We start from the raw sequence: 16,347 nt of genomic DNA, 5'->3' as shown, positions 1-16,347 counted from the left end.
AGCACCGGTAAAAATTTTTCGGAGATACTGATCGCTCATTAATTGTCGTAATTATGTCTGAAATTTCCGATGATTTTCTTCGTAGCAAGTGCATAGCGTTTAGTTATTTAGGTTTGAAAACTGTCTGTTATAAAATAAATTCAGTATGTATTGATCAAATTCAAAACAATCGTACCATTTAAGAGGTATATGCACTACTAAATTTATTTAAAATGGAAAATCATACGATGTTGCAGTACTTTGAATGGTACTATCCCAATGATGGCAGCCTTTGGAAAAAGGTACAACAAGATGCTGCTAAATTAAAGGAAATGGGCATAGATTCCATTTGGTTGCCTCCCGCACATAAAGGTATGGATGGCAAAGATTCAACTGGTTATGATTCTTACGATTTATATGACCTTGGCGAATTTGACCAAAAAGGAAGCATTGCCACTAAATATGGAACAAAAGACGAATATATTCAGGCGATCAAGGCTGCGCAGGAGGCTGGTATAAATGTTTATGTAGATATCGTGCTGAACCATCTTGGCGGTGCAGATGACCACGAGCCGGTGACCGTGCGTAAGGTAAACCCTGAAAACAGAAATGAATTTATCTCAGAACCTTTTGAGATTGATGCTTATACCAAATTTACTTATCCGGGACGCGGAGGGAAATATTCTGAATTTAAATGGGATTTTCAATGTTTTACCGGTGTAGATTACGATGCCCGTACCCAGGAGTCAGCGGTGTATAGTATTCAAAACCAATATGGAGCAGGATGGGAAGATGTGCTTGATACTGAAAACGGAAATTATGATTACCTGATGCTTACCGATATCGATTTTAGGAATCCTGCTGTAAGGGAAGAACTTAAACGATGGGGGATGTGGTTTTATCAAACTGCAGGTTTTGATGGGCTACGTCTGGATGCGATTAAACATATGCCTGCTGATTTCTACAATGAATGGTTAGACTATCTTAGGGCTGAAACAGGCAAAGAACTCTTTACGGTGGGCGAATATTGGTCACCATATGATCCGCAGGCCATGCTGGATTATATTGATGCTACCGAAGGCCGTATGTCGCTTTTCGATGCCAGCCTTCAGGCTAATTTCTCCCGCGCCAGTAAGGAAGGCGAACAATACGACCTGAGCACCATATTAGATGGATCACTGGTTTCAGTAAGACCAGAGTTAGCGGTAACACTGGTTGAAAACCATGATACTCAACCACTCCAATCGCTCGAACAAACGGTAGAGCCATGGTTCAGGGCACATGCTTATGCAATCATTTTACTCCGGGAAGCAGGTTATCCTTGCGTTTTTTATGCAGATGTATACGGATCGGCCTATACAGACAAAGGGAACGATGGAAAAGACCATGAGGTAACCATGGCAGCGCTCCCTCAGCTGGAAGCATTGCTACAATTGAGAAAAGCATTTGCCTATGGTTTTCAACGTGATTATTTTGATCATCCAAGTTGCATTGGCTGGACACGCTCAGGGGATGAGGAACACCAGGGTTCGGGCCTTGCGGTAGTTTTATCAAACGGTGAGGCGGGAAATAAACGTATGGAAATGGGTGCTGAGTTTGCAGGCAAGATTTTCAGCGATTATCTGGGGCATTGCGATAGAGAAGTTACCATAGGCGAGGATGGATGGGCAGAATTTTTCTGTGAAGCAGGCTCGGTTTCGGTTTATACCTTGAAAGCGGATTGATAAATATTCAGCCATCGGATTCGAAACAGAAATCATCTGAACATAGGTCATATCTCTTATTGATTTAAGACGTAATAATAGATTATAGCATATAATGGTTTACTCCCCTCCTTATTAAGGAGGGGTGCCCGTAGGGCGGGTGGTTATATTCTGCTTTAGCGCAGCTGATCATCTGGTAAACTGTAATCTATTGATTGTTAACTGCAACATTACGAAGCAATTATAGCGATCCGTCTTTAACTTTGTCTTCCAGCATTTGGCCCCCCGCACGCCATTGCTCAAATGCTTTTATGGCTTCTCCGGGCATAATCCTTTCAAATGCTATTGGCTGTTTTTCTATCGGTTCCTTTAAGGCGTCTAAAATAAATTGATCACCAAAGCCTGCCCATTCCGCATCTGTTCTGGTATTTCCATAGTATACCTGCTTAATATTAGACCAGTATATGGCACTTAAGCACATGGGGCAAGGTTCTGCACTGGTATAAATCGTACAGCCTGACAGGTCGGCTTTGCCGATTTTTTTTGCTGCCTGCCTGATTGCATTTATTTCCGCATGGGCCGTCGGGTCACAGTCCTGCGTTACTGAATTTGCTTCAGCACTTAGGATCTTACCGTCGCGGACAATTAAAGCCCCAAACGGTCCGCCATTTAACGTCCGCAGATTCTGCTCTGATAATGCAATGGCTTTTGCCATAAACTTTTCATGTATTTCCATGCTAAAACAACATTGATTTTGGCTATTGGTTTTGACCATCAACCCGAAACTATTTAAAGTTCCTGGCTGGAGGGAATACTGTTCCATCTGCCTGCTCTCTTTTTTGTGTACGTTTGTTTTCTGTGGGGTAAGGTACGCGTTCGTCTGACCTCGAAAGCGTTAATAAAGGCAGTTCTTCATGCCCCGTATCAGTAAGTCCTTTCAACAGCCTGGTCAGATCAAAACAGCGTTTAACAATAACATGCACCACTTCATCCTCACGCTGCAGTTTTCCTTCTACCATCAGAAGCCTTGCGCCCAGTATCTCCTTTCGGTACTTTTCAAAAAGATGTTGAAAAACAACCAGGTTCGCTACCCCTGTTTCATCTTCAACAGTAATAAAACAGACTCCGCCGGCAGTTCCAGGACGCTGGCGTACCAGCACCAGCCCTGCAACTTTTACCAATCTGCCATCCCAGGATGCTGCTGCCTCTTTGGTAGAAAGGATTTTAAGCAAACTGAGCTTTTCGCGCACAAAACTTACGGGATGTGCTTTGAGCGACAGCGCCGTAGTGGCATAATCGTGTACAACATGTTCAGAATCACGCATCAGCGGCAGTGATAACTGTGGTTCTTTTTCACTTTCAGAGGCTTGTTTTTCGAATATGCCAACCGGGCGGTCTGCCAGTGCTGAAACTTCCCAAAGTGCCTGCCGCCTGACCATTCCCAGTGAGCGGAAAGCATCAGCATCAGCCAAAATTTCCAGCGCGTGTTGTGATACGCCGGCATCCATAAGCTCATGTATCATTTTATAGGAAGCCGCCCTTCCTTTAACAAGTAATTCCATTTCTTCCAGGGCAATCCCCTTGATCTGGCGAAAGCCCAAGCGAATGGCATGATATTTTCCGGTTTTTTCCTCCAGTATATTGTCCCAGGCCGAATGGTTAACATCTATCGCAAGCACCTGCACGCCATGGTTCCTGGCATCAATTACAATCTGTGCCGGTTGATAAAAGCCCATTGGCATACTGTTGAGCAATGCTGCCGCAAAAACATCGGGATAGTAACATTTCAGCCAGCACGATACATATACCAGGAGCGCAAAGCTCGCGGCATGGCTTTCGGGGAAACCGTAACTTCCAAAACCCTCCAGCTGTTTGAAGATACGTTTGGCAAAATCTTCACTATAGCCGCGTTCCAACATCCCATCAATGAGTTTTTTTTCAAACTGGTTGACCAGCCCCTTAAATTTGAAAGTGGCCATGCTGCGCCTTAAAGCATCTGCCTCAGCCGGAGAGAAACCCGCCGCTACTATGGCAATTTTCATCGCCTGCTCCTGGAACAATGGCACACCTTTCGTCCTGCATAATATTTCTTCCAGTTCGTGCGAAGGGTATTCAACAGCTTCTTCATTATTCCTTCTCCTTAGATAGGGGTGCACCATATCTCCCTGAATGGGCCCCGGACGTACAATGGCCACTTCGATTACCAGGTCGTAAAAACATTTTGGGCGTAAACGTGGCAGCATCGACTGCTGTGCCCGGCTTTCGATCTGAAAAACGCCAATGGTATCTGCATTGCTGATCATCTCATATACCTTTGGATCTTCCTCTTCATTGATATTGGCCAATGTTAAATCAAGGTCGTAATGTTTTTTAGCCAGTTCAAATCCTTTCCGGATACAGGTGAGCATACCCAAACCCAGCACATCAATTTTTAGAAAACCCAATGCATCGATATCATCTTTGTTCCATTCTATATTGGTGCGGTCTGCCATACGGGCATTTATAATGGGGCAGAGGTCGGTCAGTTTTCCCTGGGTAATCACAAATCCACCCGTATGCTGGCCCAGCTGGCGGGGAAAACCCATCATTTGCCCGGTAAGTTGCAATACCTTTTTTAATAGCGGATCCTTTGGGTTGAGTCCGGCTTCCAGTATCCGCGCCTCTTCAAACCATTCGTCGGTAAATTCCCAGATTGCCCCTGATAACTTAGCCACGGTGTCTACCGAAAGTCCCATGGCCTTACCCACATCGCGTATTGCACCTTTTTGATGCTGCTGGGTTACAGTAGCAACAATGGCCGCCCGGTCGCGGCCATATTTCTGATAAATATACTGGATCACCTCTTCCCTGCGTTCATGTTCAAAATCCACATCAATATCCGGCGGCTCATTTCTGGCTGAAGAGATAAAACGCTCAAAAAGAAGGTCAAATTTAGTGGGGTTGACCGAAGTAATGCCCAGGCAGTAGCATACCGTAGAATTGGCTGCAGAGCCGCGCCCCTGGCATAAAATTCCTTTTGAACGCGCAAACCTGACAATATCATATACAGTAAGAAAATAGGAAGCATAGTTCATTTCTTCCATAAATTTAAGTTCATACCGAATGTTGGCCGTAATTTTTTCCGGGATTTCTTCTCCAAACATCTCTCTGGCACCTTTCCAGGAAAGATAGCTGAGTTCCTCCTGTGGCGATCTCCCATCGGTAGTAATTTCTTCCGGATACACATATTCTAAACTGTCCAGTGAAAACCGGCAGGACTCAGCCAATAAGATGCTGTTTTTTATGGCTTGCGGATACTGCCTAAAGAGCCTGATCATTTCTGCCTGATCCTTTAAATGCCGTTCTGCATTCTGGTGGAGTAAAAATCCGGCGTTCTGAACCGTGCATTTTTCGCGCGTACAGGTGAGTATATCCTGCAGTTCACGCCGGTCCGGATGATGGTAATGTACATCGTTTGTGGCAATAAGCGGAATATCCAGCACCTGCGATAACTGGTTTAGCCTGAACAGTTTTTTGTGGTCAGCTCCGGTATAACCCATTGTTGCAGCTAAAAACAGATTATTGCCGAATTTTTTTCTGAAATCTGACAGTTGAGCTTTAAAGTTCTCCTGGTAATCAAAAATGGAGTTCATTTCATCTGGGGGAATTACAATAAACTTTATACCCTCGCTATATTCAAACACATCAGCCTGATAAAGGTGGCAACTGCCTTTTTCTGCCCTGCTATTGCCCAGGCTAAGCAAAGCAGAAAGGCGGCAATACGCGGCCTTGTCTGTTGGATAAGCCAATATTGATGGCCCATCCAGGAGGTCGAGCCTGCAGGCAGGTATCAGTTCGATCGCGTGGTTTCTCGCCGCTACATGTGCACGCACAATCCCTGCCAGGGTATTGCGATCGGTAATGGCCAGCTTGCGATAACCCATAACTGCCGCCTGATCGATCAATTCTTCCGGGTGTGAAGCGCCCCTGAGGAAACTAAAATTACTCGTTACCTGAAGTTCTATATATTCCATTTCACTAAGCAAAAAAACCGTGTATAAACCATTGAGAGGGTTTCTCCGGACTATAATGACCTGATCTGAAAAGCCAGTAGCGTTTTCCCTCTGCATCTTCCAATTGATAGTAATCCCGATGCTCACCCTTTTCCAGCCACCATTCACGTTCAATGCGTTCCGGCCCGTCTGCTTTTTTTACCTGATGGGTAACGCCCTGATAGCGAAACAGCATGGGTGGATAATCGGGGATAGGGGCAGTAACCTGTACAGGCTCTGGTACTTTAAGTAGCTGTACCGGGCGCAAGCGGTCAGTGCGCCAGGGTAAAGAAAGTGGCTCGGTAATGGAATCCACCTTTTTGATGGATCGCTCCGGCCAGTGATGAGGCTGTGGCAGATAGCGTTGAATGACCTGGGCACCCAGTTTTCCGGCCAGCCTATCCAAAAGTTCAATGACCTTTTGGTTGCTCATACTTTTTTCTGTCATCCATAAAGATTCCTGACCTGGATCCAGCCGGTCAAACCTAACCGCATCCATAGTGAAAAGTTCAATACCCATTTTGGGCTCAATCTTATCGATCTGGAGTGAAAACAGCTTGAAAAGATGGCTCGTATTGATACTTGGGCTATTGGTACCAATTTGGGTTTTAATTACCTGGCCATCTATCCGGTAGCTTTGCAACAGGGCCGAACGGAGACCCATTCCATCACTTTGCAGTTTGGTGCAAAGCTGAAAAAGCAGTTTTTCGATGGCGATTTCAATCCCTTTCCGTGTTCTGATCGGCTCCATACTGGCCAATCTTTCGCTATAAACTTCAGGAACAGTAATCGGTAAAAAAAAATCTTCTTTTTGTCCCAATACCTGCTCAATTCTTTCCATACTGTCTTCGCCGATCCTTCTGCGCAATACTGATCGGGGCATAGAAATAAAACTGCCGATGGTCTTTAACCCAAGCTTGATCAATTTTTGGCTGGCTATGGGCGAAATGCGGAGCGCCATTGGCGGCAGAGGCAGAAGCGCATTCAGCTCTTCACCACTTTTAATGATGGGGGAAACCCTTCCATAACGCGATACGGCCCATGCAGTACCCATAGTATCTGAAATCGAAGCCCTGACCTGATAGCCTATCCCACTTAAGCGGTTAACGATTTCGCTGAGATATGCCTTTTCACCTCCCCACAGATGAGCACAGCCGCTGATATCTAAAATCAGGCCCTGATCTTCCTCTAAAGCCACCAAAGGTGTGTAACGGATGCACCACCTGCCAAGTGCGGTTAGTAATTTTTTGGATTTATGGCATTGGTTTTCGATGACTTCCAAATCGGGTACGATCGCCCTGGCATCCGCCAGCGGCATTCCCAGGTGGATACCGAGCGAAGCCGCTTCTTTACTGGCAGCGGTAATCACCATTCGGTTACCGGCCTTATCTGAAAAAACAAGCGGCAAGTCCTTCAAAGCTGGCCGCTTGATGCGGATCCAGTCGGTAAGCAGGGTAGAAAACCATATAGACATATACCTTTTCTGCATCATACCGCTTTCCTGATTTTCAGATCGTTAAAAGGTACCTGTTTTACTGGTTTAAAAACTCCGGCTGCATATTCGATCATCCAGTTGCCCGGTATTCCGTTTTTAACCTTCAGCAGTTCAACTTGCCACCTGGCGAAGCCTAGTCCGGGTAATCCATCAATGGCCCCGCTTGGCATGGCAGATATGCGCCACCTGGCGGCCGCCAGGGTAGAACTGAGTTTTTCTGCATTTTTTCGGATTACAAAAGCGGTAACCCTGCTTTTTTCGGTTACCAGTTGGAGTCTTCTGCTCTGCGCAAAACTGATCTCATCCAGTTCAGTTACTACTGCAGTGAGGCTTTCGCACTTTAATGCTTCCTCACTTGCCCATAATACATCCCTTTCGTTTTGCAGGTCAATAAAAATGATGCGTTCTGGCGATAGGCCAAAAGTGATGAGTGAAGGAGGGAAGATTTTGCGTTGCGCACTGATCCACAGGCAAAGACCACCTTTTTTCATCAGGGTAGAAAGCAGAACAGAAATAAAGCCACCACTTGCCGCTGCATCTTCCAGGTTTGTCGCTAAAAATTCATGCAGGGCAGCCAATGGAAATGCATTACCCGGGAAAGCATTGGAAATTATGCCCAGTCCAAAGTCTATCCCATGAGCATTTCTTTCAGGTTTAAAGCCCTGAAGATTCAGGATCTGTTCCTGAAGTTTGCCTATAATATCCTTTTTAACAGCCGCCATATCCTTTTGCGAGAGCAAAGAAAATAATTTCGATATCACCCTTGCAAAAATAATACTAAAAATATTAGTATTATTAAATTGTGAACAAAAATATTAAATTATGGTTTTAAGTAATTTCATTGAACTTTTTATAATTTAAAAATGTTGATAAATACTAATTTATTTAGTAAAAATATTTATATTTGATCTTTAAAAAATAGAAAAAGGATCTTTTTTATGACGGAGTTGGAATATTTTTTTGAGGATGAAAGTGGAATATCATTAGTTTATCAATTGATCCGTTTTGGGGTTAGAGAACCCTGGAAGATCGTGCTGGATGGTAAACTGATTGGCAGTATGCAAAAATGGCAAGGTACCTGGAAGCTTCAAAATTGTGATGAACTTAGCAAGGATCTTCTGATTGGTCTTACCGGTCATATTGATGCACAGTATTTTAACTATCTTCCTCATGAAATCTGTTCGCGTTGGCCGAATCTGGTCGAAAAAGTGGTGTTAAGGTCTGATGCTGCCTATATGATCATCTGCAAAGAAGGTATTAACTTTAAAAGCTTTCAAGGCATATTTTCAAAGTTTGTGCCAGGTTTGCTCAAAGATGAATGGTCGGTGAACTTTCAGGTATTCAACCATGATTTTTCGGATGATTTTTCATTGCTTGCAAAGCCACTGGTTTATAAAAAAGAATCATTTGGATGGGAAGAGGTGAACAGGTAATGGAACAATTGAGTTTTTTTGCTCCTGGCGGGCAATCTGCCGGACTACCGAGAGATGTGCTCGAATACCACGCAGGTTTTATCGATCAGGATCAAAGCGATCTGTTGCTTAAAACCTTTATTCAGAACACGCCCTGGCAGCAAAGGCTTGTAAAAATGTACGACCGGGAAGTACTTACACCCAGGCTTACCGCCTGGTATGGAGATATTGAGGACATTGACTATGGAGTTCTAGGCAAGTCTGCACCAATGGAATGGACAACCCCACTTTTGGAACTTAAAAGATGGGTGGAACCCATTGCCGGAATTACCTTTAATAGTGTATTGCTCAATTATTATCGTAACGGCAATGATTCGGTGGCCTGGCATAGTGATAAGGAAACAGTAATGGGATCGCATCCGGTTATCGCCTCTGTTTCCTTTGGCGCTGTACGCAGTTTTGATATCCGGAAAAAAGAAAATCACCGGGAAAAATATGCCGTCAGGTTGGAACACGGGTCTCTTTTAATTATGAAAGGTGATTTGCAGGCAAGATGGGAACACCGGATTGCCAAGACCGCTCAACCTATTGGGCCTAGGGTAAACCTGACTTTTAGGCGAATCATTAATCCATCTGTGTGATACATGATATCGGTAGTTAAGTTTAAAATTAAACAACCAAATTTGTAGGTGAGATGTTATTGCCTATATATTTACAGGCACTTAATATTGTGCCTGGGTAAGATAATTTAAAAATACCGAACGTTATATCATCAAAACAGACCAATTTAGCCATGCCGCAACATTTACCATCAAAAAATATAGAGGCTACAAAACGTGTGCTGCCAATGATATTGGCTACCGCTATTTTTATGCAAATGCTCGATTCGACGATACTCAATACATCGCTTCCGGCTATTGCGAAAGATCTTCATCAATCTCCCTTGAATATGCAAAATGCCATTATCGGTTATGTATTAACACTCGCAGTGTTTATGCCGGTAAGTGGTTTTTTATCTGATAAGTTTGGAACCAAGAGGGTTTTTATTCTATCATTGGTGCTTTTCAGCGCAGGATCTCTGTTTTGTTCGCTCTCCGGAAACCTCACTCAACTGGTCATGTCAAGAATCATACAGGGGGTGGGGGAAGTCTGATGACACCGGTTGGTAAATTAGCCTTGGTTAAGAGTTTTCAAAAAAAAGATTTATTGAAAGCGATGAATTTTGCAATTATACCAGCGCTCATTGGCCCCGTTTTAGGCCCGCTTGTTGGAGGGTATATGGTAGACTACCTGTCATGGCACTGGATATTTTTGATTAATATACCAATGGGGGTTTTGGGTATTGTGCTTAGCCTGCGGTACATGCCCGATTATCGATCTGATGTGATTGATTTTGACTTGCGTGGTTTTCTGATATTTGCTGCAGCATCATTATTGCTCTCTATTGCGCTGGAACTCCTGGGAGACGAGGTTTACACTACGCCCGCCCTGGCTATTTTATCACTTGGTGTATTGATGCTTTATTTTTATTACCGGCATGCCGTAACAGACAATAATCCTATTTTTCCACTGAACCTGTTTCAGGTGAGAACATTTAGGGTGGGTATACTCGGTAACCTTGCCACACGTTTGGGTATCAGTGCTATACCTTTATTATTGCCCATGATGATTCAGATTGCTTACGGCCAATCTGCAGTAGTTTCTGGCTGGATCATCGCCCCTATGGCACTAACCGCTATTCTTGCAAAATCGCAGGTCATTAAAATCCTGAACAGGTTTGGTTACCGAACCACATTAATGGCCAATACTTTTATCATTGGCTGTCTGATCTGTACAATGGCGATACCCGCCATCAGTTCATCTATTTACTACTATGTGCCCATCATCGTGATGATGGGCTTTTTTAACTCCATTCAATTTACAGCCATGAACACCATTTCAATTGCTGATCTGCGTGAGTATCATACCAGTAGTGGCAATTCTTTAATCTCCGTTAATCAGCAGCTGGCAATCGGCTTTGGTGTTGCCTTCGGGCTGATTATTTTAAAAATATTTCAGGGAGATGTAAAACTCATCCATGATGATATCCATAATGCATTCAGGTATACCTTTCTTGTAGTAGGTGCCCTGACTATACTATCAGGCCTTGTATTTAGGCGCTTACATTTTAAGGATGGTGAAAATTTAAAATGATTGCAATAAGCGAATTTGCTGCGGTTTAAATGCTTTCTGGCTTGGCGTTTAGCTAAGAGGTAAATGTTAACCCTGATAGTGAATTCTGGTGATCAACCATAGAGCTAGTCTATGATCTGTACTTAAAAAAATATTATCCAGACTCACTTCGTGCAAGCGCTTTCATTAACTATACCTTAATGCTATTAATAAAAGGCTGCTGAAATGATCAGTCGCTAAATACCTAGTATTGAGTATTTTATTGGAGCGTTTATCTGTTTAAATTTAAGTATCTGTTAATATCTGGTCAAAAACCCATAATCATAAAAAAAACACAAATATGATGCTCTCAAACACAGGAACTGTTTCACTAATATTATATGCCGCCTTAATTGGTATTGCCATAATCGGCCTGATCATCGCCGTTAAAAACCTTAAAGATAAAACAATCGAATTGGAACGGCTTGATAGGATGATCGATCTTTTTAAATATACTATTGTTTCGATTGCCATAGCCACCGTTACGCTAATTATCACCGATCTTTTTAAGGAAAGGGAGCAGGATGTAAAAGAACTCGAGTATTTTGACAAATATGCCCAAGATGTGAAAAAAGTTGATGGGTTGGAGGAAAGATTTCAGTTATCCAGATATTTAATGATTGTTGCACCAAATGGTGAACTCAAAAAATCATGGAAAGAGTATTATGATACGCTAAAAATTGAGCATGCCAACTATCTTATTTTAAAAGAAAAGAGCAAAGCGTTGGATACCATTATAAATCCGACGCCTGCACAGAAGATAGAGAAAGCAAAAGTCAATGAGCTTATAGAACAAAAGGAGTCACCTTTGGTGTCTGTTTCTACATCGCTTATACTACCAAGGGCATATCTGCACATTAGCAGTGAAGATCAGCGTGGACAGGCAAATGTACTTCAGACAGTATTGCAAAATGAGAATTTTCAGGTTCCAGGTATCGAAAATATTGGAAAAAGGGGTGACCGATACATACCCGCGAAAACCGAAATTAGGTATTATCGGGCAGAAGAATTCTCTGAAGCATTGCGTCTGTTCAATATTGTTCGCAGTCAATTTCCGAACCTGACTATGAGCCCCGCACCAGTGAAAATTCCGGGGAATGGCAGAGGAACCAGACCTGGTCATTTTGAGGTCTGGCTATCAAAGTAAAAAAACAAAAAGTTGATTTAATTAACAATAGCAGCATTTTTTTAATAATTAACCGCCAATTAAACATAAAATACATTATGGTCTATACCGTTTCAGCTGGTTACACACTCAGTAAAATTGCTTTAAAGTTTAATGTTCCATTAAGCACCATACTTAATCTGAACCAGATTCAGCGTCCCGATCAGCTATTTATCAATCAGATTATTCAGATTCCAAATGTGCAGGAAATTCCGGAAGATGCCAGCTTTAGCCTTCCAACCCCGGCTTCAATGCTGATTAATCGAGCAAAATCTGTTATCAATTCATAAATTGCGTATAAATTAGGGAGCGGTGGTATGCTCCAAAAGATACCTTCCTTCCAGGGATGGCTTATGTGATTGCAGTGGCTTCATCAGTTGGGTGATCGGTCTATCCCGAAAAACCCAGATTCGCTTATAAAACCTTGGGTGGAGGTTGGAGCTCAGATTCAATAATTCAATCAACAGTATTAAAGAATTATAAATTCATAATAATTGAAATGAAAACACTAAAAAATGATGTTACTTCGGTCGATAAGCTTAAAGAAGACAATAATGAATTGGTTTTCTCCTACCTTACATTGCGTAATTTAATTGGCTTCGGTGGCGTGTCACTACCAATTGCCCTGGCCATTTTCCCCAGCCGTGATTCAGAATATTATGGCTTTGAACCCTCTATCAGTGATTATTTTTACACTGATAGAGGCGACATTCTGGTGGTTATCCTTTGTGTACTGGGCGCATTTTTAATCACTTATTCCGGTTACAACTGGAAAGAACGTCTGCTTACTTTTATTGCAGGGATTGGCAGCATAGGTGTTGCCTTTGTACCTACCATGCAGCGGTGCAAAGACTGTCTTAACAGTGTTCATACCAATAGCGGAGGTATTTTTCCCAAACTTGCCGGCACTGCCGTTCACTTTATATTTGCGGCAACTTTTCTGTTTGTACTGGCTATTCTTTCACTGGTATTTTTTACCAAAGGCAGAAAAGAAAATTGTTTTAATACCGATGGAACACTAAGCCAGAAAGGTAAACGGAATATTGTTTTCAAGATTTGCGGCTGGATCATTATTGCTTGTCTGGCTATTTTAGGCCTGTACTTTATATGCAAACCCGACCTGAAAGGCTTTCCGGTAATCTACGTATTTGAATCCATTGCCGTAGAAGCGTTCGGGCTGTCCTGGCTAACAAAAGGTCAGACACTTTGGTCCGACGGTGAACATTATTTACTTAAAGGCCTCAAAGGTTTAACCGCTAAGAAATAAACCGACAGATGTATGCGTATCACCAGTTAAGCAGAAAAAGGATAGTTATTCAGCAAATAATCTCATCAAACAGATAACCTGAATACTTACTAAGCGTTGGTTTTTTGCTGCTTAACCATAATTTTCAATATATATAATGCTTTTAAACTTGTACTTACGCTGTTTTTTTTGATCTGATTGTAAAGGTAAAGGCGCTGCCGATGTATGGGGTTGATTGGACGCTGATCTCACCGCCTAATTTCTCTACTAAAAGTTTTACTGTAGCAAGGCCAATCCCCGTTCCACTCTGTGCAAAACGGTCTGAAGTGTTCAGGGTAACATTTCTTTGGAAGATACGCTCCAGCTCTTCTTTTCTAATGCCTATCCCATTATCGCGAACGGTAATGTTGGCCAGGTCGTCAATAACAACGCAATCTATCTGAATCTGGCAGGTCTGTTTATCATTGTAACGCACAGAGTTGGTTAATAGGTTAATCATAATCTGCTGCAGTGCGATGGCTGAAGTGCTGATCTCAATTTTGGTTTCCGGGTAACTGATCTGTACATTTTCAGGAATGCTGAGCATCGATACCGTTTTGCGGAAGAAGCTACCAAGTTCAATGGTTTCATGCTGTGCTGTCAGAATTTCTGGCCTAATGGAGTAGTCTAGCATGTCGTTAATAAGTTTCCTAAGGGCTTTTATACCATTCAGGCATACCAATGCTAAGTTATGGCCTTTTTTATCGCCGCTATTTTCAAGGTGTCTGGTTAATAATTCGGCACTCATTGAAATGGTAGTCAATGGATTTTTGATATCGTGGGCGGCAGTTGTGGCAAACTGCTGCATAAACTGATTGGTCTCAGCAAGGCGTCTGTTCGTTTCACAAAGCAGCAGCAGTTTTTTTCTCAGTTCCATCTGGGCAATCACCTGTTTTCCCAGTACCTTGAGCGACCAGATCTGCTGCTCATCGAGCTTTCTTGGAACAGTATCTATTACACAAAGCGAACCTAGCGCCATTCCTTCCGGTGTCAGTAGTGAAATTCCGGCATAGAATGCGATGTTCGGATCGCCGGTAACCAAAGGGTTTTCTGCAAACCGCTGGTCTTCCCTGGCATTGCTAACTACCATCACCCCAGTTGGATCAATAATGGTGTGTGCACAAAAAGCATGCGCTCTTGGGGTCTGTTGAACATCAATGCCTAATTTACTCTTAAACCACTGTCGAGAGCTATCTAACAGGGTAATCAGCGCAATGGGCGTTCCACAGATTTGTGAAGCCATTTTTGTCAGCTCATCGAAATCTTCTTCAGGCAGGCTATCCATAATCTGATAAGAATCAAGTGCCTGTAGCCGCTGCTTTTCGTTCTGGGGAAGTATTGCTATATTATTCAAATTATATTAATTGTAGCGTTAATTTTATCTAGGTTTAGCTTCTTGTTGCTTTGAGCTTTCCGCTCTTTTGATATTGCTGTGTTTTGATGTTCTCCCACATGATCAGCTTATCTTCGATTCTTGAAAACACACGGATATCTCCATCTTGTGAAACCACAATACCTAAGCTGCCAGGGTGCTCCCAGCAATAGGCGATCATGGAGCGGTGTCTTGTACCAAAGTGTTTCGGGTCTGTGAGTAGCAGTGATTTAGCAGTTGCAGTGGCCGTAGTAGAAATGTAGATTTTTCTTGGCATTTTTTTAGAACGGATCACACCTCCAAATCCCCTTGCCACCATATCCTGGCCAAATAACACGACGCCGTCAACACAGCTTTGAGAGGCGATGAAACTTACCGAACCCTTAATTTCGTTGGCCACCTCTGTTTTGGCATGCAGGGCAATAGTTTCCTGTTCGTAAAGTAATTTAGTGACCGTTTGCTTGCCTGAAGCCAAGCGCTGGTCGATTCTGTTTTCTGTAATATAGCTATTGATGGCCTGCTTTAGGTAGCCGCTGATGGCCAGCAGCAATCTTTTATAATTTACTGCGTATTTGATGTCAACATCGCTGCTATCTTCTGAGATCAGTACTGCCCCGCCATGATGGTAGTTTTGGATTTTTAGCAATAACCTCGATAGGGTCTGGGTCCATATACTGTCTACAAATTCCTCCCAGTCTGCAAAATCTTCCCCGGGGTGCGATTCGGCGAGGAAATTTTTGATTTCAGCCCTGATGGCACCGGCATTTTTCCTGATAATTTTAGATACTGGTCCGATGGTAAATACGTCCAGGTAGCGGGTAACCAGTACATTTTGTTTTAAGGTGGCCAGCAGTTCATAGTCGAACATGACCTTAAGCGTGGCAATATCGTCTATAAATACCTGAAATAGCCCAGGCTGTTCAGACCCTGATTCAGATTCATAGTTCAGAAAACTCTGGTAGTGCATGGCCTGATCGATCATTCCCCAGATAAATAGTTTTCCATCCTGATCATAATAAACGGCAAGAGAGGTGCCAGATGGGTCGGCTGCCTTTGAGAGCTTGGCCAGCGACCTGATATCAAGTGGAATGCGTTGAGCAAATTCTACGCAACTCCATCGTTCGGAAACAATTTTTCTTGGGGGAGCCGGATCTGGGTTGGCAGGATCAATGAGCGTTACGGCTACTTTGGTCAGCTCACCTTCTTCTGTTCTCATCGAGGTGTAAAAAAGGCACTCGAAAAGTTCTTCGAGAACAGTTAAGGGAGGAGTAGCCAGTGCCAGTCTGCTGTGATTCAGCTTGGTATGGATATGCGCCGCAAGGTCCGTTGTTTTTGATTTTTCCTCAATCATTGCCTGATAGCGCTCGTTATGTGGTTGAATTTAGGGTATACAACAGCAAATGGATGTAATGTGTTTTTTTTCTGACACTTTTTTTTAATGTTATTGATTTTGCGGTGTGCTTTTCTGGTTCAGCCTTATAGAGGCAATAAAATTCGATTATTAACTTTCAAACCAATCTTTCAGGCTTTGAACTGGAAATATGCCATCATGCGGGGTAATTTTCTGTTTTTGATATAAAATCTAAACAGGTGCAGATGTAATTGCTATTCTGCTTTGAGCAAATAGTGGCATCTAAAGAGATTCTTTTTATGTGGTTTATTCTGACAACAATTTAACTGCTTTCCTTTATCTT

The 16,347-nt window shown here is 42.9% G+C and carries 12 protein-coding genes and 1 pseudogene; 7 read left to right on the top strand and 6 right to left on the bottom strand.

Going from position 1 to position 16,347, the window contains the following annotated elements; genetic code table 11:
• Positions 1 to 212 precede the first annotated feature (212 nt).
• Positions 213 to 1,703, top strand: coding sequence for an alpha-amylase (locus tag DV942_RS03245; RefSeq protein WP_145855249.1), 1,491 nt, complete (start codon positions 213 to 215; stop codon positions 1,701 to 1,703).
• Positions 1,704 to 1,923: 220 nt separating this feature from the next.
• On the opposite strand, the gene DV942_RS03240 is transcribed toward DV942_RS03245, so the two are convergent.
• Genes DV942_RS03240 through DV942_RS03225 form a run of 4 tightly spaced genes read right to left on the bottom strand, consistent with a single transcriptional unit; the run spans position 1,924 to position 7,930 of the window.
• Entirely contained in the window at positions 1,924 to 2,418 is a 495-nt protein-coding gene (locus DV942_RS03240; RefSeq protein ID WP_090985662.1) for a nucleoside deaminase, read from the bottom strand.
• 49 nt (positions 2,419 to 2,467) lie between these two features.
• A complete protein-coding gene (locus tag DV942_RS03235; protein WP_145855247.1) occupies positions 2,468 to 5,695 on the bottom strand; it encodes an error-prone DNA polymerase in 3,228 nt (1,075 codons plus the stop codon).
• A gap of 4 nt (positions 5,696 to 5,699) precedes the next feature.
• On the bottom strand, positions 5,700 to 7,205 hold the full coding sequence (locus DV942_RS03230; RefSeq protein WP_244950816.1) for a Y-family DNA polymerase: 1,506 nt from the start codon (positions 7,203 to 7,205) through the stop codon (positions 5,700 to 5,702).
• Positions 7,202 to 7,930, bottom strand: coding sequence for an ImuA family protein (locus DV942_RS03225; RefSeq protein ID WP_145855245.1), 729 nt, complete (start codon positions 7,928 to 7,930; stop codon positions 7,202 to 7,204). Before DV942_RS03225 ends, DV942_RS03230 begins: the two co-directional genes overlap by 4 nt.
• A gap of 216 nt (positions 7,931 to 8,146) precedes the next feature.
• Between DV942_RS03225 and DV942_RS03220 the strand changes: the two genes are divergently transcribed.
• From DV942_RS03220 to DV942_RS03195, 6 genes and pseudogenes are all read left to right on the top strand, one after another.
• Entirely contained in the window at positions 8,147 to 8,641 is a 495-nt protein-coding gene (locus DV942_RS03220) for a hypothetical protein (RefSeq protein ID WP_145855243.1), read from the top strand.
• Positions 8,620 to 9,261 (top strand): alpha-ketoglutarate-dependent dioxygenase AlkB family protein, encoded by a 642-nt coding sequence (locus DV942_RS03215; protein WP_244950815.1) that lies wholly within the window; start codon positions 8,620 to 8,622, stop codon positions 9,259 to 9,261. Before DV942_RS03220 ends, DV942_RS03215 begins: the two co-directional genes overlap by 22 nt.
• 152 nt (positions 9,262 to 9,413) lie before the next feature.
• Positions 9,414 to 10,813 (top strand): annotated as a pseudogene (locus tag DV942_RS03210) (MFS transporter).
• A 319-nt stretch (positions 10,814 to 11,132) separates the two neighbouring features.
• Positions 11,133 to 11,978 carry a hypothetical protein gene (locus DV942_RS03205; RefSeq protein ID WP_145855240.1) on the top strand — a complete coding sequence of 282 codons (846 nt, stop codon included), beginning with the start codon at positions 11,133 to 11,135 and terminating at the stop codon, positions 11,976 to 11,978.
• A gap of 77 nt (positions 11,979 to 12,055) precedes the next feature.
• Positions 12,056 to 12,286 (top strand): LysM peptidoglycan-binding domain-containing protein, encoded by a 231-nt coding sequence (locus DV942_RS03200; RefSeq protein ID WP_145855238.1) that lies wholly within the window; start codon positions 12,056 to 12,058, stop codon positions 12,284 to 12,286.
• Between the two features lie 209 nt (positions 12,287 to 12,495).
• Positions 12,496 to 13,263, top strand: coding sequence for a hypothetical protein (locus DV942_RS03195; protein WP_145855236.1), 768 nt, complete (start codon positions 12,496 to 12,498; stop codon positions 13,261 to 13,263).
• 154 nt (positions 13,264 to 13,417) lie between these two features.
• Here DV942_RS03195 and DV942_RS03190 read toward each other — a convergent pair whose 3' ends face one another.
• Positions 13,418 to 14,635 (bottom strand): sensor histidine kinase, encoded by a 1,218-nt coding sequence (locus tag DV942_RS03190; protein ID WP_145855234.1) that lies wholly within the window; start codon positions 14,633 to 14,635, stop codon positions 13,418 to 13,420.
• Positions 14,636 to 14,669: 34 nt separating this feature from the next.
• Positions 14,670 to 16,004 (bottom strand): putative sensor domain DACNV-containing protein, encoded by a 1,335-nt coding sequence (locus tag DV942_RS03185; protein ID WP_145855232.1) that lies wholly within the window; start codon positions 16,002 to 16,004, stop codon positions 14,670 to 14,672.
• Positions 16,005 to 16,347 lie beyond the last annotated feature (343 nt).

Source organism: Pedobacter suwonensis (assembly GCF_007833675.1).
Lineage (GTDB): Bacteria > Bacteroidota > Bacteroidia > Sphingobacteriales > Sphingobacteriaceae > Pedobacter > Pedobacter suwonensis.
The sequence above is the reverse complement of the archived record's forward strand: the minus strand, read 5'-3'. Positions and strand labels throughout refer to the sequence as shown.